The organism is Streptomyces sp. PTL18, assembly GCF_059510295.1.
Genome location: NZ_JCAJZO010000005.1, coordinates 215,300 through 235,579, shown reverse-complemented (window position 1 = coordinate 235,579; position 20,280 = coordinate 215,300). Strand labels below are relative to the sequence as shown.

Here is a 20,280-nt window from a genome sequence, read left to right as displayed (position 1 = left end):
CCCTTCCCCCGGTTCTCCTCCCCTCAGCCCCATCCCCTCGTCCCACCCCACCACACAGGTTCGACCTGACGTTCCGGAGTGACCATCGTGACGCCTGAATCCCCCTCCCCGACCGGCACGGACCACACCGGTACGGACGCCTCCTCCGCCGCTGCGCCGCCCGGCTGCCCGGCCCACGGCCTGGGCCCCGGCGGAGTGCGCCGGCTGTACGGACCCGAGGCGGAGGACCTGGGAACCCTGTACGAGAAACTCCGCGCCGAGCACGGCCCCGTGGCGCCCGCGCTGCTCCACGACGACGTGCCGATCTGGGTGGTGCTGGGGCACGCGGAGAACCTGCACATGGTGCGCAGCCCCGCGCACTTCACCCGGGACAGCCGTGTCTGGACCCCGCTGGTGAACGGCGACGTCAAGCCCGACCATCCGCTCACCCCGCACTTCGCCTGGCAGCCCATCTGCTCCCACGCCGAGGGCGACGAGCATCTGCGGTTGCGCGGTGCGGTCACCGGCGCCGTGTCGACCATCGACTACCGGGGTCTGCGCCGGTTCATCAACCGCGCGACGCAGTACCTCGTCAACCGCTTCTGCGAACAGGGCCGGGCCGACCTCGTCGGCCAGTTCGCCGACCACCTCCCGATGGCGGTGATGTGCGAGGTGCTCGGCATGGGCGAGGAGTACAACGACCGGATCGTGCACGCCGCCCGTGACATGCTCAAGGGCACCGAGACCGCGATCGCCAGCAACCAGTACATCGTGGACGCCCTCGGCCGGCTCGTCGCCCGCCGCAGGACCGAGCCCGAGGACGACTTCACCACCCACCTCATCAACCACCCGGCCCGGCTCACCGACGACGAGATCCGGGAGCACCTGCGGGTGGTCCTGATCGCCGCCTACGAGGCCACCGCCAACCTCCTCGCCAACGTGCTGCGGATGATCCTCACCGATCCGCGGTTCCGGGCACAGCTGAGGGGCGGGCAGATGACGGTGCCCGAGGCGGTCGAGCAGTCCCTGTGGGACGAGCCGCCGTTCAGCAGCATCCTCGGCTACTTCGCCAAGCAGGACACCGAACTGGGCGGGCAGCGCATCCGCAAGGGCGACGGACTGCTCTTCGCCATCGCGCCCGGCAACGTCGACCCCCGGGTGCGGCCCGACCTCTCGGCCGGCATGCAGGGCAACCGCTCCCACCTCGCCTTCGGCGGCGGCCCGCACGAGTGCCCCGGCCAGGACATCGGGCGTGCCATCGCGGACACCGGCATCGACGCGCTGCTGACGCGGCTGCCGGACCTCGAACTCGGCTGCGACGAGGACGAACTGCGCTGGACCGCGTCCATCGCGTCGCGGCACCTGGTGGAGCTGCCGGTGCGGTTCCAGCCGAAGCCGCCGCAGGACGTGGCGCAGCAGCCGTCGCTGCGGCCGGCGCCCGCCCAGCGCTCCGACTGGGAGATCACGACGTCCGCTGCCCGGAGTGCCACCGCCGCCCCCGAGCCGCCGCCGGCTCCACCCCTGCCGCCGGCCGCCGCGCCGGCGCCGCCCGAACCGGCCGCCCGGCCGCGGCCCCGGCCGGGACTGTGGCAGCGGATGCTGCACTGGTGGCGGGGTCGCTGAGCCGCTACCCGGCCCACACCCCGTAGGAGGACCAGGCCTGGAGCACCCGTTCGCTGACGAAGCGGTGCGCGCGCCCCGTGACCGGATCGGTGAACTCCAGCACCCGCGCCAGCAGTTGCAGCGGGCGCCGGAAGTCACCGGCCGGCACGGGGCCGGCCACCACCGGATACAGCGGGTCCCCGAGGATCGGCAGCCCCAAGGCGCTCATGTGCACGCGCAGCTGATGGGTCTGTCCGGTGAACGGCAGGAGCCGGTAGCGTCCGAGCCCGGCGCGGTGCTCCAGCAGCTCGACCCGGCTGACCGCGTTGGGCTCGCCCGGCACCTCGCAGGCCGTCATCACCCCGCGCTCCTTCACGATCCGGCTGCGCACGGTGCGGGGCAGGGCGACCTCGGGGTCGTACCGGCCGACGGCCTCGTACTCCTTCGTGACGTGCCGGTCCCGGAACAGCGACTGGTAGGTGCCGCGCTCCTCGGGCCGCACGGTGAACAGCACGAGCCCGGCGGTGAGCCGGTCCAACCGGTGCGCGGCGGTCAGCGCCGGGATGCCCAGGTCGCGCCGGAGCCGGGCGAGCGCGGTCTCGGCGACATGGCTGCCGCGCGGGGTGGTGGCGAGGAAGTGCGGCTTGTCGGCGACGACGATGTGCTCGTCGCGGTACACCACGTCGACCGGGTACGGCACCCGCGGCTCATCGGGCAGCGCACGGTGGAACCACACATACATGCCCGGCACGTACGGCGCGTCCGGGGCGACGGGCCGCCCGTCCGCCCCGACGACCAGCCCCGCCGCGAGCATTCCGTCGATCACCCCGTCCCCGGCCGCCAGCCGTGCCACGAGATGCTCCCGCACGGTGGCCCACCCTCCGTCGAACGGCAACCGCACCCGCACGGGATCGACGCCGCGGCGCTGCGGCAGGGGAGAGGGCGGGGTACGGGGGCGGCGTCTCATGGGCATCCAGCGTACGAGGCGGCCGGGACGAGGCCGAAGACCCGGGGCGGGCCCAGGGGGAAAGTCCCGCACACCGCGCCCGCGGCGCCCGGCGCGCTCCCCCAAGCTCTTCGAGCAGGGGGTGCCCCAGAGCACGCACCGGACACCGCGGGCACCACACAGGACGTTCGAAACACTAGGCGGTCGCCTCCCGCACCGCCGTCTCCGGGGTGGAGGCGCCGGCGGGGGCCCGCCTCCGGTACGTCCGGTATGCCGCGCCGGCCGCCACCGTCGCGGTGAGGAACAGCAGCGTGAACCACCGGAAGTACCAGTGCCCGCCCGCGGGGTCGTACACCGCGGCCCGGGGCCAGGCCAGGTTGACGGTCATCAGGAGGCCGTAGAGCAGGGCGAGGGCGTTCACGGGGAGGCCCCAGCGGCCGAGGGAGAAGAGCGGGGCGTTCGTCTCGTCCGTGCCGCCGGCCGGGAGGCCGCCGCGCAGGCGCCGGACCAGCAGGGGGCCGGTCACCATCGCATAGGCCAGGTACAGCATCACGATGCAGGTGGTGCCGATCGCCAGGAAGGCGTCCGGCGAGGCGAAGTTCAGCAGCAGGAGGGCGGCGGCGAGGACGCCGACCACCAGGGCGGGCGCGCTCGGCATGCCCGTGCGCGGGTTGACCCGGGCGAGGCGCCGCGCGAACGGCAGGCGGCCGTCGCGGGCCATGGAGAACAGCATCCGGCAGGCCGCCGTCTGGATCGCCAGCGTCGCCACCGCGATCGCCACCACCACGTCGGCGAGCAGCGCCCGGCCCACCCCGTCCCCGAGGCTGCTGGTCAGGACGTAGCTCAGACCGTCGGTGCCGAGCCGGCCGTTCGTCAGGCTGGGCGCGGCGAGGATGCCGCCGAGGACGATCAGCCCGCCGAGCAGGCCCGCCGCGCCGAGCGCGGTGAGGATGGTGCGCGGCGCGGTGCGGCGCGGGTTGTGGGTCTCCTCGCTCATCTCGCCGGCGCTGTCGAAGCCGATCATGACGTACGCCGCCGTGAACGCCCCGACCAGCAGCGCGCCGAGCAGCCCGCCGGTGCCGGAGCCGGTGTGGAAGGTGATGCCGGGAGAGCGCCGGGCGTGCGTGAGGAGCAGCACGACGATCAGGCAGGCGCCGATGATCTCGGCGGTCACCCCGATCCGGTTGATCGCGGACATCACCCGGTTGTCGACGACGTTCACGAACGTGGTGATCACCAACAGGATGACGCCGAGGACAGCCGCGTTCGCCGCGCCCGTGGGCGAGGCGGGTGACGGGTCGCCGCCCACCAGCTGGAAGCCGGACCACAGCGGCGGCATCACCATCTGCAGGGCCAGCGCCGCCGCGGCGACCACCACGATCTGCCCGATCACCATGATCCAGCCGGCGAACCAGCCGAAGGTGGCGTTCGACAGCCGCGAGGACCACTGGTAGATCGCGCCGGAGATCGGGTAACGCGCGGCCAGCTCGGCGAAGCACGCGGCCACCAGCAACTGGCCCGCCAGCACCACGGGCCAGGTCCAGAAGAACACGGGCCCGCCGAACGCGTACCCGAACGCGAAGAACTGGAAGACGGTCGTCAGGACGGAGATGAAGGAGAAACCGGCCGCGAAGGAGGCATACCTGCCCAGGCTGCGGTGCAGTTCCTGGCGGTAGCCGAAGCGGGCGAGATCGGCGGCCCCGGCGGGGCCTGACGGGTCGGGGCGGACGTCGGCGGGGGCGGTGCTCGTCATGGCGGCAACCTGCTTTCGCACTGCGGCGCGAGAGTTCCTGTCGGACGACAGAAATTGCTGTCGGGCGACAGAACGTAGGGAGCACCTGTTTCACCGGCGTCACGCGCCGGTGTCGGCCGCGGGCCCAAGTCCTCACGGCGCGTCGGCTCCCTGCGCCGCGAAGGAGGCCTCGGCTCACGGCACCCGAGGCAGGCATCGCCCCGCACGGCACGGGAAGGCGGCGGCACCCCCGTCGTCCCGGGAGTGCCGCCGCCCCAGGTGTCCGCCCGCGGTGTACTACGCGGCGGACGCGCCCTCCTGCTCCGCCTCTATGCGCGCGTTCCACTCCCGCTTGGACGCCTGCCAGCCGTCCTCGTTGTGGCCGAGGCGCCAGTAGCCGGAGATGGAGAGGTCCTCGCGCGGGATGTGGTGCTCGACGCGCAGCAGCCGGCGCAGTTCCTTCACGAAACCGGCCTCGCCGTGCACGAACGCGTGCACCCGGCCCTCGGGGAACTCCAGCGCCCGTACGGCCTCGACCAGCGCCTCGCCGACCGGCCGGTCCCCGCGGGGCAGCCAGACCACCTCCACGTCGGAGTCGAGCTTCTGCTCCTCCTCGGGGCCGGCGACCTCCACGAACGCGTGCGCCCGGGCGCCGTCCGGCAGCGCCTCCAGCGCGGCCGCGATCGCGGGCAGGGCGCTCTCGTCACCGGCCAGCAGATGCCAGTCGGCGCTCGCGTCCGGGGCGTAGGCGCCGCCCGGCCCCATGAACCGCACGGTCTCGCCCGGCCGCACACGCGTCGCCCAGGGCCCGGCGAGCCCCTCGTCGCCGTGGATCACGAAGTCCAGGGTCATCTCGCGGTGCTCCGGATCCCAGGCGCGCACGGTGTACGTCCGGGTCACGGGCCACTGCTCGCGTGGGAACTCCTCGCGGATGCGCTGCAGGTCGAAGGGTTCCGGGTAGAGGGCGCCCTCGGCAGGGAACAGCAGCTTCACATAGTGGTCGGTGCAGCTGCCCGCCGCGAAGCCGGCCAGCCCCTCGCCGCCGAGCACCACCCGCTGCATGTGCGGCGTCAGCCGCTCCGTGCGAACGACCTGCGCGCTGTGGACCCTGCGCGCCTTGCCTGCGGAGCGCTCTGCCATGACGGCCTCCCGGTTCCCTGAGTTAGGTTTACCTAAGTTAGCATCTCCTGCCCGTCGCCACCTCTTTCCCGACTCTCCCGTCAGACGGAGCTGACACTCCCCTTGCGCCGGCCGTCACACCCCGAGCGTGGTGAGCAGCCGCCGCAGTGAGCCGCCCAGACCCCAGCGGGCCTCGAGGGCGTCCAGTGCGTCGGGGGCGCGCGGTGTGCGCGGCAGTGCGGTGCCGACCTCCGGCAGCGGTACGTCCTCGGCGACCCGGACGACCGAGGGCGCGACAGCGAGATACGGGCGTGCCTCCGCGAGCCGCCTGCGCTGGGCCGGTGTGAGCTTCGACGCCGGGTCGTCGACCGCCGCCATGATCCCGGCCAGGTCGCCGAACTCGGCCAGCAGCTTCGCAGCCGTCTTCTCGCCGATGCCCGCGACGCCCGGCAGCCCGTCGCTGGGGTCGCCCCGCAGCAGCGCCAGGTCCGCGTAACCGCGCCCGTCCGCGCCGTACTTCTCGCGCAGCACCGACTCATCGGTGAGCTGCAGCGTGCCGACTCCCTTGACCGGGTAAAGCACCCGCACCCCGCGCGCGTCGTCGACCAGCTGGTACAGGTCGCGGTCGCCGGTGACGATGTCGACCGGGCCCTTGGCGCGCGCCGTGAACGTGCCGATCACGTCGTCCGCCTCGTACCCCGCGACTCCGACGCGCGCGATGCCCAGTGCGTCCAGGACGTCCTCGATCACCGGCACCTGCGGGGAGAGCGTGTCCGGCACCTGCTCCGCGTCCGGTTCCCCCTCGTGCGCCTCGGCCACGCGGTGCGCCTTGTAGGAGGGGATCAGCTCCACCCGCCAGTGCGGGCGCCAGTCGGCGTCCATGCAGGCCACCAGGTCGTCCGGGCGGTGGTCCTTCACCAGGCGGTCGATGAAGTCGAGCAGCCCGCGCACGGCGTTCACAGGCGTGCCGTCGGGAGCCTTCACGGACTCCGGCACCCCGTAGTAGGCGCGGAAGTACAGCGACGGGGTGTCTAGCAAAAGGCACTTTCCAGATCTGGTGGTCATGCGGTCAGGATCGCACTGCTGCCCGCTGGACGTCCCAAAACGGCGAACGCCCCCAGGACGTCCCGGGGGCGTTGCTCGTGCCGTCCTGCGGTCAGCAGGCCCGGTTGATGACGTCGCGGTCATCCCAAGTGGTCGCGCGTCCGCGAAGGAGGACGGTCACGATCGCGGCGTCCGCCGCTACGACGACGCACAGCGAACCCTTCACGTACCGGGTGCGCCCCTGGTGGGGCTCGGTTCCGTCCGGCCGCCGGATCGCTTCGCCGACCTCCTCGGGGGACACGTCGCGCTTCGCCATCTGCGCCAGGGCGTGCTTCGTGAAGCGGTAGCCCGTCACTTCGCCGCCTCCGCGTCCTTCGCAGCGGCGACAGCACGGCAGCCCGAGCACCAGTCCTGCGGACGCCGACGAGCCGTCCAGGCGTCACGGTGCGTCGGGTGGAAGTCGTGCTCGTCATGAGTGACACACCGAGCCATCCACTTGTCGGCAGCGTCGACCAGGCCGTACTCGGCGCAATTCACGGACGCCGTAAGCGAACCGAGGCCACGGACGAGACCGGCCCAGCGAACGCCGGGAATGGCTGCGGCGGCCTCGGCGTTGGGGGCGGCGGCGAAGATCTTGGTCGGCACGGCGGCCTTCGATGCGGCGGCCTTCTTGGCCTTGCGGGCGGCCTTGGGCTTGGCCGGGGTGGTCGCCTTCTTCGTCTTCGTCTTCGCCTTCGGCTTCGGCGCGGGAGCAAGGGGAGCCATCAGCTCTGGCGCACGCCGGGAACACGTCCCACACGTCGCCCCGGTCGTGACGGCATCCCCGTATTCACCCCGGCGACCGCACGCCGTGAAGCCGGACCGGAGGAACACGACGTGCACGGCTGCGCCCTTGCCCAGCGTCCTGTGCTCGTGATCGGTGGTGGTGGCCATTCCCTCGCTCCGTTCTGTTATCGGTTGACTCCGCCGAGTAGTGGAGCCGGGTCGATGTTCAGACAGAGCTGGACGCCCTGGGAGGAGGAGCCGGGAGGTCAATTCGCCTGGTCAGGGGCGCAGAGACGGAGCGTGAACGCAAAGAGCTCCGCCGAGAACCGGGGGTGAGCCGGCTCGGGGCGGGGCGGGGCGGGGTGTGGTGGGTCAGTCCCGGGTGTCGCCGACGATGACGAGCAGGGCGCGGCAGCACCGGGCGAGTTCCAGCGCCGTGTACCAGAGTTCGCGCTGGTTCATCCCGTCCTGGCCCTTGTCCAGCAGCGGCGCGGTCGCGGCGACCAGCTTCCGCGCGTAGTGGATCTGCAGCTCTTCGGTCGGGTCCGCCTCCGACACGTAAATAGCGCCGCCCTCGTATCGGACGGCTGTACGCTCTCGCATTGTCGACTCCTTCGCAGTCGGCCAGGCCCGGGGTGTTCGCAGCACCGCCGGGCCACCTTGTGGGGTGGAAGCACCACGGTACGCCACGGATGACCACGGTGCACCATGGTCTGCCGATCCTGCCCTTGGTACGCCGCGCGACGCTTGATGCGTGGCTGAGTACGAGTGGGAGCGCGTAGCGCGAGCGATCAAGCAGGACATCAGGTCGGGGCGTATCCCGCCGGGCGGGGCGTTGCCGGGCATCGTCCGGCTCGCCGAGGAGTACGGCGTAGCCGATCGAACCATCCGGCGAGCGCTTCAAGACCTCCGCGAGCGGGGACTGATCGAAACGCTGCCGCACAAGGGCTCATTCGTCATCGGCCCCGGGAACGCAGAAACGCCCCCAGGCGCGGCTACGTGAGTCGCGCCCAGGGGCGTGTAAACGGGTGTGGCCGTGACCGGTCAGGCAGCGACGGCGGCCAGGTAACGCCGGGCGGTCCGCTCGGACACGCCGAGCCGTTCGCCCAACGCACGGCCGGTCGGCCGGACACCGGACGCGGACAGGTCATCGACTGCGGCGCGGACGGCGGCCAGGTCGACGACCGGGGCCGGACGGCCGGACGGACGCGACGGGTGCGCGGTCGCGGCCGGTGCGGTCACGGCGGCGGGTGTGGTGACCGGTGCGCTGTCCGACGGTGCGGTCACGGTGACCGGGGCGGTGTCCGCCGGTGCGTCCTCAGCCGGCTGACCCTCGGTGGCCGCTGGTGCGTCCTGCTGGTCGTCCTCGGCCGTGACCGTGTCCGACCGGTCAGGCGTGCCGGGGGTTGTGTCCGGGGCGGCCACGCGGTCAGCAGTGGCCACGGTGACCGGACGCGGGGACGCGGCCAGGTGCAACATGTGCGCGACGACGACCGGAGGCACGGCGGACACGGCGGCCACGAGGAACGGGCCGGTCACCATGAACCCGGCGGCGATCAGGTGCGCGGTCACCTGTGCGGCCAGCGCCAGCACCAGGGCCGCACCGGCACCGATGACCGCTGACCGGCGGCCGGGCGCATCGGCCGGACGGGTCGCGGCCATGACCGCAGCAGCGGCGGCGTACACCGAAAGGCAGAGGGGCATCAGCGCGGCCACCCAGCCGTGCCATCCGGCCAGCACGGCCAAGTGGTACTCGCCGGGTGCGGACATGGCCAGTGCGGCCAGCAGGATGGCCGGTCGGCCGACGGCGGACACGGCGCGGGCGTACCAGGGGGCGGTCATGTCCGCCGGGGTGCGGTCAAGGTGTTCGGTCATGGCCGGGGACGATGAGACGGGACCGGTCGGCTTCTCACGTCTCACGCGATCACCTGGACCGGCCACGCGGCGACGGCGTTAAGCGTCCCCGGGAAGCGGCGTTCGATCCACTCGATGACCGACGCGGATGAGTTCGACAGGTTGCAGTCAGCGCACGCACCTATCAGGTTGTGTGGCTCGTCGGTCCCGTCGTCGTCGCGGGGCTGGATGTGATCCACGTGCTCGATCGGTCCCGAGCAATACGCGCAAGACCAGGTGTCGGTCTCCTCGATGTGCGGTAGCGCACGGCGCATGAGTCGGGTGCGGTCGCGTTCGAGGTGAGCGGCGCAGCGCCAGTTGCTGTCGGGCGATTGAGGTTCGCCGCAAATCTGGCAGCGGCCTTCAGCGGCGTATCGGGCGCGGGTGACACGTTTGGTTTCGGTTTCGCGTTCGCGGTATTCCGGATCGGTGCGCCGGACACGCTTGTAGGCGCGGGTGTCGGTGTTGTGGTGCGACCGGCAGATTGTGCCCGGCTTGCCTCGGCTGCGCCTCATGTCCCCCACATCCGCCAGATGCGGCCCAACGCGGCACCAGGCTTGCCCGTCCGGCGCGGGGTACGGCCACTTACGGCGGCCCATCGTGTTCCTCCTCGTGTCCTAGCGATGCCCCTCAACGCGCGACGGCCGCCGACTTGGAGGCGGACCAAGCCGACGGCCGAGGCGTCGAGGAGGCGGCAGGTCATGACTCCTGCCGTGTCGTTGAAGTGGGCCAGCTACGCGGAGGTGTTCACGCCGCATCCTCGGCGCGCAGCCACTCCAGCGCGGCACGTTGCCGGGCCTCCCGCTGGGCAGCCATGCGCTCGCCTGCTTCCGCGCGGCGACGACGCCAAGCCACGCGTGCTTGCACGTCCATCGCGCCGGGCGTCGGCTCGGGACGGAACCGCTGATCGCGCCAGCCGTCGTCCTCGGCGAACTTGGCGAACAGCTCGGCGTGCCGCTGCTCGACCCAGGTGCGCAGCATGGTGACCTCGCGGGGCGAACGGGCGAGGCCAGCAGCACGGCGCGTCAGCTGGGCGTGCAGTTCGATGCTGAGGGCAAGCCGTCCGCCGTCCTCGTACGCCAGGCGGAGCAGCGTGATGCGCGGCATGAACGCCGCCGGGATGATGTCGCCCTCATGGGAGCGCGGGTCCCAAGTCACGCGTTCTCCTTGGCGATCCGGGTCATGAGGTCGGCGATGATCGCGTGTCGGGCTTCGCCGAGTTCGGTGCCGAGGTACCCGGCGCTGCTGTAGTCGTCCGGCCAGAGCCAGCGTCCGGCGTTCTGTGAGCGCATCCATGCCGTCTCGCGGCCCCGCTGGGTGACGAGGTCTTCGTCCGCGAGGGCGACGCGGGCGGCGGCTTCGACCTTGGCGGCCCAGTCGACGAGCTCACGGGACGGGCGGGCGTAGCCGTGCTCGGTCAGGAGGTCGACGAGCTGGCGGTGAGAGGGCGGCCCAGGCCAACGGATCTCGGGCAAGTGAGGGCTCCTTAGGGTGGTGAGCTTGTGACCCAGCTGCCCGTACGCAGCCGGAGGGGCTATGCCGATTCAGTGCCCGGGGGAGGGGAGGGGGAGAGGGGCCCCCACCCCTTGCGAGCAGCGGTCACATGGGTGATGAAGTGATGAGCCATCACATGCATGAGTGATCACACACACGCACACACGCGGACGGCGGCGGGCGGGGCGGGCGGTGGCTAGGTCTGCTGGTGTCGTCGGACCCACCGAGCGAGCCGATCGGCGACGACTGCTTCAGCGATCGCCAGCGCCTCGGCGCGGTCCATATCGTCGGGCACGCGCTGCCGGAGCAGCTGTAGCGCGGGCTCACGTATGACATCGGCCGTTGCTTCGTCGTGCACCCCGCCGATGCTGTGCGCGGCTTCAACCAGGGTCCAGTAGCACCGCTCCCGCCAGCGGTACTCCGGGGCGTTTCGCAGCCGTCGCCGTTGTGCCCGGGTGAGCTTGGCCTTGACTACGTGGGGTGCTTCAACCTCCCCAGGGGGGTTGGCCGACAGGCCCGGGGTGGTTGTGGAGTACCCACCCGCGCGCTTGGCTTGGAGCGACGGAGTGGTGGACGGCGTCGGCCTGCGGCGGGCCTGCTGCGCGTGGAGGTCGGCTTCCAGCCGATTGGTCCAGCTGTCGGTCACGCGTCGGCCTCCGGGTCGTAGCCGCCGAGGGTCAGCGCAGCCATCGGCGCGGTAGCGCGGCTCACGACCTCGTGCACCACCTCGGTGCGGCGGCGAGCAGCACGGTGCGGTGGAACGCCAAACGGCACGGGTACGAGATCGGCGACAATCGCGACGACCGCCGCATGCTTCGGCTGCTCGATGTGGCGGACGACGCCGACAGCGGCACGGCGGACGTCTTCCAGGAACGCGGCGAATCGTGGGTCTTCAGGCTTAGGCATCGGTTCCTCTTGGGGGGCGTGTAAACGCCGAACCGGCCCGGAGCATCGGGGTGTTGGTCCCTTCAGCTCCGAGCCGGCTCGGTGGATAAGTCAGTCGGTGTTGGCTTCGGCCTCGTCGAGCGCCGCCTTGGTCCTGTCGACGGCCTCGCGCAAACGGTCCAGCTCACGGAGTAGCCCGGCGGCCTGGCTGGGGCTGGCGAGCAGCGCCGGGTGGACAGCCAGCACCGCCTCGTAGCGATCCAGGCGGGTCACTGCGGCCTCATGGGCCAGGCGGAGGTAACGAACGTGATCGCTCACTGACCGCCCCAGTACTGCGCGCTGTCGCTCACGCGCTTGACGGTCACGATCGCCCCGCGCTTCTCGCGATTGATCACGGCGGCTTCCCGCCCGATCTCCACGAGCCGTTCCGTCAGGTCGGCGTCGCTGCCCATGGGGTCGACGGCGTATGCGTCGACGGGGAACCGGCCCACGTGCGCGGCCACGGTCGACCAGTGCGACGCGATCGGCGTGCTGTCGGCCTGCCGGTATGCGTAGTCGCGGGCCTTGGCGTTCTGGTACGCGCCGGTGACGACATTCCGGGCGGTGCTGCGCACGCGGGGCGGGAACGACTCGGCGGCGGCATAGTCCATTTCGAACATGGCATCCCGCAGGGCGCGCTGTTCGGCGTCGGCCGCGCGGGCGGCTTCCAGTGCGTCGACGGCTCGGGCGTTCACCTCCGGCAGCCGCTTGGCGATGAGCGCGCGGAGCGCCGGGCGGTGCTCGACGAACATCCGGTCGACCTCGACGGCGGCCCGGCGGGCGGTAGCGACGGCCGTTGCGTGGTCCTCCTTCGCTACGGTGAGCTTGGCGTCCAGCACGCGGGCGTCCGGGACTTTCGGCGACTTGCCTGCGCGGACGGCGGCCTTGATGTCGGAGGCGGCCTTGTGCATCTCGGCTTCGGCGTCGAACACGGCATCTTCGGCAGCGTCGGCGGCATCGTTGGCTTCGGCCAGGGCGTCGAGCGCGGCGATGACCTCGCGCGGGCAGTCCGGGTCGGACAGCACGAAGTCGGGCACGGGGATCTTCGGGGTGTGCATGTGGGCTCCTTTGGGACGTTCACCAGCGGCGTTCAGCGGGCCACTGGCGGGCGGGTACGACAACGCCCCGGCAACCGGTCGCGTGGACTGGTCCGGGGCGCTGAGGGGGAAGCAGGGGGCGTTACGCGGGTGGTGGGGCGCGGTCGGCATGGTCACACCGCCTTGCGCTCGCAGTATTCGGCAGCGTGTTCGGCGCATCGGAGCTTGCCGGGCATCGGCGCTAGCGCGCATGTGGAAATGGCGACGCAGCGGCCGTCGGCTCTGGCACGGAGGTAACTCGGTCGACAGTCGAAGCACCAGAGGGACCCGACAGGCTTGAACTCCGACAGTGGCTTTCGTTTGCAGCACCCTCGGCATCTGCGAACTTGGTTCACACGACCCTCCGTAGCGGGACGACGTTCTCGGGGAGGTCGCCGGTAGCGGCCACGGTCGACGGCGAAGCGAGGTCGGCGAGCAGGTCGGAGAGTCCGGCGCGGGCTTCGGTCTCCCACTTCTCGGCGATCTGGGCGACCACGAGCCGGGCAAGGTCCTTGCGCTCCTGGCGCGTCATGGGCGGCACCTCCTGGGTGACGTATGCGGGCTGTGGTCGGCCGTCGATACGACGGCGGGTGCGCGGGCCGACAACGGCGTCGGCGACCTGGAAGAACTTGTTTCGGCCAACTTCGTTGACTCTGTCCGAGCTGGACACAGCGTCGACGTAGTGCTTCCGCAAGTCCTTCGGAGCGACGACGACGCCGGGACCGGTGCGCTCCTGGTACAGGAACAGGAACGTAGCGGCCGCCTCTTGGTCGACGTGTTCCGTGTCGCGGGCTTCGTCGCGGGACTTGGCGGCGTACTGCCGTTGCGACTCGCGGTAGTTGGCGGCTCGTTGCTCCGCCGACAGCCGTTCACGCGGGGCGCGTTCGGGCACCGGGGCGGGCGGGGCTACGCGGCGCACCGCGCGGGCGACGTCTGCGAAGTACGCCGACACGTTGTCCGGCTCGGCCTGGGTGACGAACAGCCGCAGGTCTTTGTACGGCCGTCCGGCGGCGGCGTCCTCGGGCAGCGCGGCGACGAACGCGCGGACGGCGTCGGCGTGTTCGGCCAGGCCGACGGCAGCCGGCTCGGGGCCGACGAGGTCGACGAGCGAGCCGTGATCGTTGTGGAGGTCCCGCCCGGCGTTGAGCACCGGGAACACGATCTCGGCGAGGACGGTTGGGCCGGGTAGCTCGATGGACAGCCCGACGTCGAGCTTCAGCAGGACGGGGCGTCGTCCGCGCTCGCGGTGGTTGCGGTGTCGGCCGTCAGCGAGTGCGGCGAGGGTGGCGACCGCTTGGGCCGCCTCGGCTGGTGGTCGCGGCGCATCGGCCACGGGTACCTCCTGGGGTGCGTGGTGGTGGGTTCGCATGTGAAGTGGGCCAGCGCGGGGGCGTGTGTTCGCTGGAGTGGATGCCTGATCCAGCGCGAAGGGCCCCGGGTCGACGGTCGACGTCAGCCCAGGGCCCTTATGGCGCGGCGCGCAACGTCCCGCGCGGTTCCCGGCGACGGTATGCCGGGAGCGCAACCCGTCGACGCGGAGCCGACGGAAGTCGATGCTGAGGAGGAGCCCCCGCCCACGCACCCACCTCGGTACCCAGGTGAGGCGTACGCGTACGCGGACGGGAGCCGTCCCTCAGGAGTACCCCCATGGTCAGCCGGACGAGTCCGAGCCCACATGGGAGCGAGCGGCTGCGGGCCGCTCAGTAAGTAAGTGGGCCAGATTCGAGGAAAGTTCACTTTCGTCCGCATAGTGGGACGGTTTTTCTGTGGTGCTGGTCACTCACGAGAGCGGGGCGGGGCTCGCCGGGGCGCGGGCCGGGCGCGGCGGAGGGGCGGGCCGTCGAGCGACACCTGGGACGTGTCTTCTTCTGCGTCGAAGTTGTGCTACTTGCGTCACTCACTATTACCCCTCATGACTTCTTCTTCTTATAAGCCGCAATACGGAGTGACGTTAGTTCCGCACCTTCGACGGAAAAGAAGACACACCCAGGGCAGCGCCCGCCCCATCCGGCGCACCGCCCGCGCACGTCGCCCGGTGTCACCCCCAGCACCGCCCCAGGACGCCCCCAGTACGACGGACGGGCGTCACCCCGGGGGATACCCGAGACGACGCCCGTACGGCCGTCAGTGGCGCGTCAGCCGTGCCAGTGGATGTCGACCCGATCGGGATCGATACCCCGCCGCCCGCGCACGCCCGGCTTAACGACGATGTGCTGAAGCGCCGACGACAGCAGGTCGCGCCGTCCGTCGGTGTCGCGCGCTTCCCACGCCTCCGCGAAGGTCATGCCGAGGCTCACGTACTCGACCTCGGGCTCGTCGGGCATGGCCAGCAACTCGCGGCGCTTGGCCTTGAGCTTACGGAGGTCCGACATGAGCTCGGCTTCGCGCTCGTCGTCGTCCACGTCCGCGAGTTCCGCCGTGGTCGACTTGATCGCCGCTTCGGTCGCGGCGAGCTCGGCGACCTCACGGACCGTTTCGCGGGCCTCGACGACCTCGAACTTCCCGACCTTCTCCAGGAACGTGCGCTCTACGTGCTCATCGATTCGCTCGGCGACGATGGACGTCGCCCGGGTGCAGCCGGTGCCGTCCGAGCGGCCGTGGCAGGCGTACCGGGTCACCGGGTTGTTCCCGCCGGTCTTGTTGACCCGCATGGAGCCGCCGCACGACGAGCACCGCAGCAGCCCCGACAGCAGCCGGGCACGCCGCTTGCGTTCGCCGCCGGGTGTCTTCGTCGGCGCGAGCAGTGCGCGGAGCCGCAGCACGTCCTCTTCGGGGAGTATTGGCTCCCACACCTGGACCGGCTGGCCGTCGTCGTCCGTGACGACCTTGCCCTTGTGGGTCATGTGGCCGAGGGTCGCGGCTTGGGTGAGCACGATACGGAGCGACGTCATCGACCAGGCCTTCGCCTTACGCGGTACCGAGCCGGCTTCGTTGAGCACGTTGGTGGCGTAGTAGACGGACTTCCCGTCCAGCACCAGATCGGCGGCCTTCCGGACGTACGCGGCCTCGACGGGGTCGACCTCCAGCGCTTTACCAGCGCCGTCCGGGTTGTCGACGATCCGGTATCCGTACGGCGCTGCTCCGCCGGGCCACCGCTGCGCCTTCACGAGTGCGGCTCGCGCGGCAGTGACGCGGTCGCGGATCGTGGCGGCTTCGAACTCGGCGAAGACGCCGAGGAGCTGCAACAGCATGCGACCGGCCGACGTCGTCATGTCGAACGGTTCCGTGGCGGAGACGAGCGACACACCGGCCTTCGCCCATTCCTCAGTGAGTGATGCCAGGTCGGACACCGAGCGGGCCACGCGGTCGATACGCCACACCATGACCGTGTCGGCGCGACCGGCGGCGACGGTGTCGCGGACGCGGGATAGGCCGGGCCGGTCGAGTCGGGTCTTCGTCGCGGACACGTCGACGTCCTCGACAATGTCGGCCAGCGCCCAGCCTCGCGCCTGGCAGGTGGCGCGGATGACCTCGCGCTGGCGTTCAATCGATGTGCTCTCGTCGGTCGCCTTGCTGATCCGGGCGTACCCGATGACCCGTCTCGGCTCGTGTTCGGTTGTCATGCGGGGAATGGTAAGACGCGGCGAGGCGGTGTCGAGGAGCATGAGCCGTCGAGTTCTCTGCGTCACGTTCCGCATCATGCCGTACGGCGCCGACAGCGCCCTTTCCCCGGTCATGCCGTGGACAGCGTGGCAGCAGCAACCGCCCTGTGAAGTGAGCCACCCCTGCGTTTGGTCTCGGTGATCGGGGGCAGGGGCGCCGCGAAACGACGCCGGTTGCATTTTCAACGTTTGCAGCGGCTCGGAGGCTTCGAGACGAGAGGTACCTGTGTCTTCCAGGCTTGAGGCCGAGCACCTGTACAAGGTGTTCGGCAGACGACCGGATCGGGCGGTGGAACGGCTCCGGCAGGGGGCCGGCCGTGAGGAACTACGCGCCGACGGGGCCACCGCCGCCGTCATCGACGCCTCCTTCACGGTGGAGCCGGGTCAGATCTTCGTCGTCATGGGCCTGTCCGGATCCGGCAAGTCCACACTGCTGCGCATGCTCAACGGCCTGCTGGAGCCGACCGCCGGACACGTCCGCTTCGACGGCCAGGACCTCACGGCGCTCGGCCCCCGGGCACTGCGCGAGGTCCGTTCGCGGAAGATCAGCATGGTGTTCCAGCACTTCGCGCTCTTCCCGCACCGCAGCGTCCGCGAGAACGCCGCCTACGGCCTGGAAGTGCAGGGCGTGCCCCGCGCCGAGCGCCTGAAGCGCGCCGACGAGGCGCTCGCCCTGTGCGGCCTGGCCGGGTGGGAGAAGTCCTGGCCCGACGAGCTGTCCGGCGGTATGCAGCAGCGGGTGGGGCTCGCCCGGGCGCTCGCCACGGACGCCGACCTGCTGCTGATGGACGAGTCGTTCAGCGCCCTCGACCCGCTGATCCGCCGCGACATGCAGGACCAGCTCGTGCAGTTGCAGCAGACCCTGAAGAAGACCATCGTCTTCATCACCCACGACCTCAACGAGGCCATGCGCCTCGGCGACCGCATCGCCGTGATGCGGGACGGCCGCATCGTGCAGATCGGCACCGCCGAGGACATCCTGGTCCGTCCCGCCGACGACTACGTCGCCTCCTTCACCCGGGACGTCGACCGCTCCCGGGTGCTCACCGCCGGCGTCGTCATGGACACCTCGGTCACCGGGGACGACCCGGGCTGCGGCTGCGAGACCGCGACCCCCGACACACCGTTCGCCGAGCTGTGCGCGATCAGCGCCCGGCTCTCCCACCCCGTGGCGGTGGTCGACGAGGCGAACCGGCTCATCGGTGTCGTGCCGCGGGCGCGGCTGGTGGCTTTCCTCGGCAACGAGGCCGCCGACCCCGCACCCTGCGACAACAGGCGCGACTCCCACGGCGGGAAGGTGATCGCCCGTGCCTAGGGTCCCCTTCGGTGACTGGGTCAACTCCGTGGTCGACTGGCTGCTGCACCACATGGCGTGGCTGTTCGACTTCTGCAAGACCGTCTTCCTGGGTGCCTTCGACGGCATCGACACCGTCCTGCAGGCCCCCGAGCCGCTGCTGCTCGCGGGCATCTTCGCCGTGATCGCGTTCTGGCTGCGCGGCACGGCCGCCGGTGTCCTCGCCTTCGCCGGCTTCGCCTTCATCGACTCCCTGCAGCTGTGGGGCGACGCGATGGTCACCCTGTCGCTCGTCCTGGTGGCGACGCTCATCGCGCTCGTCGTCTCCGTGCCCGTCGGCATCTGGGCGGCCCGCTCCAGCCGGGTCAGCGGTCTTGTGCGGCCGGTGCTCGACTTCATGCAGACGCTGCCCGCGATGATCTACCTCATCCCGGCCATCCTGTTCTTCGGTACCGGTGCCCCCGCCGGCATCGTCGCCACCCTGATCTTCGCCCTCGCGCCCGGTGTCCGCATGACCGAGCTGGGCATCCGGCAGGTCGACAAGGAGCTGGTGGAGGCCGCGGAGGCGTTCGGCACCACCCCGCGCGACACGCTGCTGCGCGTCCAGCTGCCGCTCGCCCTGCCGACCGTCATGGCGGGCGTCAACCAGGTGATCATGTTGGGCCTGTCCATGGCGGCCATCGCCGGCATGGTCGGCACCGGCGGCCTCGGCGGCGACGTGAACGAGGCCATCGGCCAGCTCAACGTGGGTCTGGGCTCCGAGGCCGGTGTCGCCATCGTCATCCTGGCGATCTACCTGGACCGCATGACCAGCGCCCTGGGCACCCAGGTCTCCCCGCTGGGCCGCCGCGCCGCCACCCGGCTGCGCGCCGCACAGGGCCTCAAGATCTGGTCCTACCGGCCCCGGCCCGCCGTGGCCGTGATCGGCGTGGTCGTGCTCGCGCTGGTCGCCGGCGGCATGGGCGTCTTCGCGGGCGGCGACAAGGCCGCCACCGCCGCCGACGCGCGGAACGTCGGACAGGGCAAGAAGATCACCATCGGCTACATCCCCTGGGACGAGGGCGTCGCCTCCACGTTCCTGTGGAAGGAGGTCCTGGAGCAGCGCGGTTTCCAGGTCGACGTCAAACAGTTCGACGCCGGCCCGCTCTACACCTCGCTCGCGCAGGGCGACATCGACTTCGAGACCGACTCGTGGCTGCCCACCACGCACCAGCAGTACTGGAAGAAGTACGGGGCCCGGCTGGACGACCTGGGCTCCTGGTACGGCCCGACGTCCCTGGAGCTGAGCGTGCCCTCGTACATGAAGGGCATCGACTCCCTGGAGGACCTCAAGGGGAAGGCCGCCACGTTCGGCGGGAAGATCACCGGTATCGAGTCCAGCGCCGGTGAGATGGGCCTGCTCAAGAGCACGGTCCTCAAGAAGTACGGCCTGGACAGGGAGTACCGGGTCGTCGACAGCTCGACGCCCGCGATGCTCGCCGAGCTCAAGCGCGCCTACGAGCAGAAGAAGCCGATCGTCGTCACGCTCTGGTCGCCGCACTGGGCGTACAACGACTACCGACTGAAGAAGCTCAAGGACCCCAGGGGAGCCTGGGGCAAGGGCGACTCGGTGCACACACTCGCCCGCAAGGGCTTCGTCCGGGACAACCCGGTCGCCGGGGCCTGGCTGAAGAACTTCCGGATGGACGAGAAGCAGCTCACCGGCCTCGAAGCCGAGATCAACAAGGCGGGCAAGGGCAGGCAGCAGGACGCCGTGCGGGCCTGGCTGAAGAAGAACCCCGGCGTCGTGGACCAGCTCGCCCCGGTGCAGCAGCCGGCCGCCGCCGCCCCGGCCGAGGCGAAGCGCCCGCTGAACGTCGCCTGGTTCCCCTGGGACGAGGACGTGGCCGTCACCTACCTGTGGAAGAACGTCCTTCAGCGGCGTGGCTACAAACTCGACCTCAAGCAGATGGACGTCGGCCCCGTGTACACGGGTCTGGCGAGCGGCGACCTCGACCTCAACTTCGACGCCTGGCTGCCCTACGCGCAGAAGAACTACTGGGACAGGACCAAGGACAGGGTCACGGACCTGGGAACCTGGTACCGGCCGACCTCGCTGGAGATCGCCGTGCCCTCGTACGTGAAGGACGTGAAGTCCCTCGAGGACCTCAAGGGCAAGGCGAGCACCTTCGGCGGGAAGATCATCGGTATCGAGCCCGGCACCGGCGAGATGAACCTGCTCAAGACCAAGGTGCTGCCCGGCTACGGCCTGGACAAGGAGTACCGGGTCGTCGACGGCTCCACGCCCGCGATGCTCGCCGAGCTCAAGCGCGCCTACGCCGAGAAGAAGCCGGTCGCCGTCGTCCTGTGGTCGCCGCACTGGGCCTACAGCGAGTACAGGCTCACCAAGCTCGCGGACGACAGGAAGCTGTTCGGCGAGGGAAACACGATCCGTACCGTCTCCAGCCGTACGTTCCCCGACCGGTACCCGCAGCTCACCCGGTGGATCAGGAACTTCAGGATGAGCGAGGCGGAGCTGGGCAGCCTGGAGAGCGAGATCAAGAACCGCGGCCAGGGCCATGAGGAGGCCGCCGTGGCCGCCTGGGTGCAGCAGCACCCGGACATCGTGCAGCGGATGACTCCGCGGTAACCCGCCCGCAGCAGGGCGGTGCCTCCCGCAGCGCTCTGCCCGGACCGCGAGCCGCCCGGCGCCCCTCACCGCGCCGGGCGGCTTCGTACTCGCGTACGAGATCGGTTCCGGGGCCTGCGGGAGGAATCCGGACAACCCCGCAACGGCCCAATTCGTCGATCGTGACGAGCGCGGCGCTCCT

General features: G+C 70.8%; 21 protein-coding genes. 4 read left to right on the top strand and 17 right to left on the bottom strand.

The window, feature by feature from the left end:
• Positions 1-87: 87 nt before the first annotated feature.
• Positions 88-1,602, top strand: a complete 1,515-nt coding sequence (locus AC5WS8_RS12220) for a cytochrome P450 (protein ID WP_496103355.1) — start codon at positions 88-90, stop codon at positions 1,600-1,602.
• 4 nt (positions 1,603-1,606) lie between these two features.
• Here AC5WS8_RS12220 and AC5WS8_RS12215 read toward each other — a convergent pair whose 3' ends face one another.
• The 7 genes from AC5WS8_RS12215 to AC5WS8_RS12185 form a co-directional block, all read right to left on the bottom strand.
• Positions 1,607-2,548, bottom strand: a complete 942-nt coding sequence (locus AC5WS8_RS12215) for an RluA family pseudouridine synthase (RefSeq protein ID WP_496103354.1) — start codon at positions 2,546-2,548, stop codon at positions 1,607-1,609.
• Between the two features lie 175 nt (positions 2,549-2,723).
• Positions 2,724-4,280, bottom strand: coding sequence for an amino acid permease (locus AC5WS8_RS12210; protein WP_496103353.1), 1,557 nt, complete (start codon positions 4,278-4,280; stop codon positions 2,724-2,726).
• Between the two features lie 276 nt (positions 4,281-4,556).
• Positions 4,557-5,399, bottom strand: a complete 843-nt coding sequence (locus AC5WS8_RS12205; RefSeq protein ID WP_496103352.1) for a siderophore-interacting protein — start codon at positions 5,397-5,399, stop codon at positions 4,557-4,559.
• Between the two features lie 114 nt (positions 5,400-5,513).
• Positions 5,514-6,443, bottom strand: a complete 930-nt coding sequence (locus AC5WS8_RS12200) for a 5'-3' exonuclease (protein ID WP_496103351.1) — start codon at positions 6,441-6,443, stop codon at positions 5,514-5,516.
• A 91-nt stretch (positions 6,444-6,534) separates the two neighbouring features.
• Positions 6,535-6,777 carry a DUF4258 domain-containing protein gene (locus AC5WS8_RS12195; protein WP_496103350.1) on the bottom strand — a complete coding sequence of 81 codons (243 nt, stop codon included), beginning with the start codon at positions 6,775-6,777 and terminating at the stop codon, positions 6,535-6,537.
• A complete protein-coding gene (locus AC5WS8_RS12190) occupies positions 6,774-7,355 on the bottom strand; it encodes a hypothetical protein (protein WP_496103349.1) in 582 nt (193 codons plus the stop codon). Before AC5WS8_RS12190 ends, AC5WS8_RS12195 begins: the two co-directional genes overlap by 4 nt.
• A gap of 204 nt (positions 7,356-7,559) precedes the next feature.
• Positions 7,560-7,790 (bottom strand): hypothetical protein, encoded by a 231-nt coding sequence (locus tag AC5WS8_RS12185; protein ID WP_496103348.1) that lies wholly within the window; start codon positions 7,788-7,790, stop codon positions 7,560-7,562.
• Positions 7,791-7,941: 151 nt separating this feature from the next.
• Here AC5WS8_RS12185 and AC5WS8_RS12180 point away from each other — a divergent pair, with 151 nt between their 5' ends.
• Positions 7,942-8,190, top strand: coding sequence for a winged helix-turn-helix domain-containing protein (locus AC5WS8_RS12180; RefSeq protein ID WP_496103347.1), 249 nt, complete (start codon positions 7,942-7,944; stop codon positions 8,188-8,190).
• Between the two features lie 41 nt (positions 8,191-8,231).
• Here AC5WS8_RS12180 and AC5WS8_RS12175 read toward each other — a convergent pair whose 3' ends face one another.
• The 10 genes from AC5WS8_RS12175 to AC5WS8_RS12130 form a co-directional block, all read right to left on the bottom strand.
• The gene (locus AC5WS8_RS12175; protein ID WP_496103346.1) at positions 8,232-9,062 is read right to left on the bottom strand and encodes a hypothetical protein; all 831 of its coding nucleotides are present in this window, start codon (positions 9,060-9,062) and stop codon (positions 8,232-8,234) included.
• A 41-nt stretch (positions 9,063-9,103) separates the two neighbouring features.
• A complete protein-coding gene (locus AC5WS8_RS12170; protein WP_496103345.1) occupies positions 9,104-9,679 on the bottom strand; it encodes an HNH endonuclease in 576 nt (191 codons plus the stop codon).
• Between the two features lie 148 nt (positions 9,680-9,827).
• The gene (locus tag AC5WS8_RS12165) at positions 9,828-10,238 is read right to left on the bottom strand and encodes a hypothetical protein (RefSeq protein ID WP_496103344.1); all 411 of its coding nucleotides are present in this window, start codon (positions 10,236-10,238) and stop codon (positions 9,828-9,830) included.
• A complete protein-coding gene (locus AC5WS8_RS12160) occupies positions 10,235-10,555 on the bottom strand; it encodes a hypothetical protein (protein ID WP_496103343.1) in 321 nt (106 codons plus the stop codon). Before AC5WS8_RS12160 ends, AC5WS8_RS12165 begins: the two co-directional genes overlap by 4 nt.
• A 215-nt stretch (positions 10,556-10,770) precedes the next feature.
• Positions 10,771-11,220 carry a hypothetical protein gene (locus AC5WS8_RS12155; RefSeq protein WP_496103342.1) on the bottom strand — a complete coding sequence of 150 codons (450 nt, stop codon included), beginning with the start codon at positions 11,218-11,220 and terminating at the stop codon, positions 10,771-10,773.
• Positions 11,217-11,480 (bottom strand): hypothetical protein, encoded by a 264-nt coding sequence (locus AC5WS8_RS12150; RefSeq protein ID WP_496103341.1) that lies wholly within the window; start codon positions 11,478-11,480, stop codon positions 11,217-11,219. The genes AC5WS8_RS12155 and AC5WS8_RS12150 overlap by 4 nt, the downstream gene beginning before the upstream one ends.
• Positions 11,481-11,570: 90 nt before the next feature.
• Positions 11,571-11,777 (bottom strand): hypothetical protein, encoded by a 207-nt coding sequence (locus tag AC5WS8_RS12145; RefSeq protein ID WP_496103340.1) that lies wholly within the window; start codon positions 11,775-11,777, stop codon positions 11,571-11,573.
• On the bottom strand, positions 11,774-12,556 hold the full coding sequence (locus AC5WS8_RS12140; RefSeq protein WP_496103339.1) for a hypothetical protein: 783 nt from the start codon (positions 12,554-12,556) through the stop codon (positions 11,774-11,776). Before AC5WS8_RS12140 ends, AC5WS8_RS12145 begins: the two co-directional genes overlap by 4 nt.
• 370 nt (positions 12,557-12,926) lie before the next feature.
• On the bottom strand, positions 12,927-13,907 hold the full coding sequence (locus AC5WS8_RS12135) for a hypothetical protein (RefSeq protein ID WP_496103338.1): 981 nt from the start codon (positions 13,905-13,907) through the stop codon (positions 12,927-12,929).
• Positions 13,908-14,709: 802 nt separating this feature from the next.
• Entirely contained in the window at positions 14,710-16,137 is a 1,428-nt protein-coding gene (locus AC5WS8_RS12130; RefSeq protein WP_496103337.1) for a recombinase family protein, read from the bottom strand.
• A gap of 265 nt (positions 16,138-16,402) precedes the next feature.
• Between AC5WS8_RS12130 and AC5WS8_RS12125 the strand changes: the two genes are divergently transcribed.
• Together AC5WS8_RS12125 and AC5WS8_RS12120 are read left to right on the top strand one after the other, a co-directional pair.
• Positions 16,403-17,491: a quaternary amine ABC transporter ATP-binding protein gene (locus AC5WS8_RS12125; protein ID WP_496103336.1), complete on the top strand. Its 1,089-nt coding sequence runs from the start codon at positions 16,403-16,405 to the stop codon at positions 17,489-17,491.
• Positions 17,484-20,099, top strand: coding sequence for an ABC transporter permease/substrate binding protein (locus AC5WS8_RS12120; RefSeq protein WP_496103335.1), 2,616 nt, complete (start codon positions 17,484-17,486; stop codon positions 20,097-20,099). Before AC5WS8_RS12125 ends, AC5WS8_RS12120 begins: the two co-directional genes overlap by 8 nt.
• Positions 20,100-20,280 lie beyond the last annotated feature (181 nt).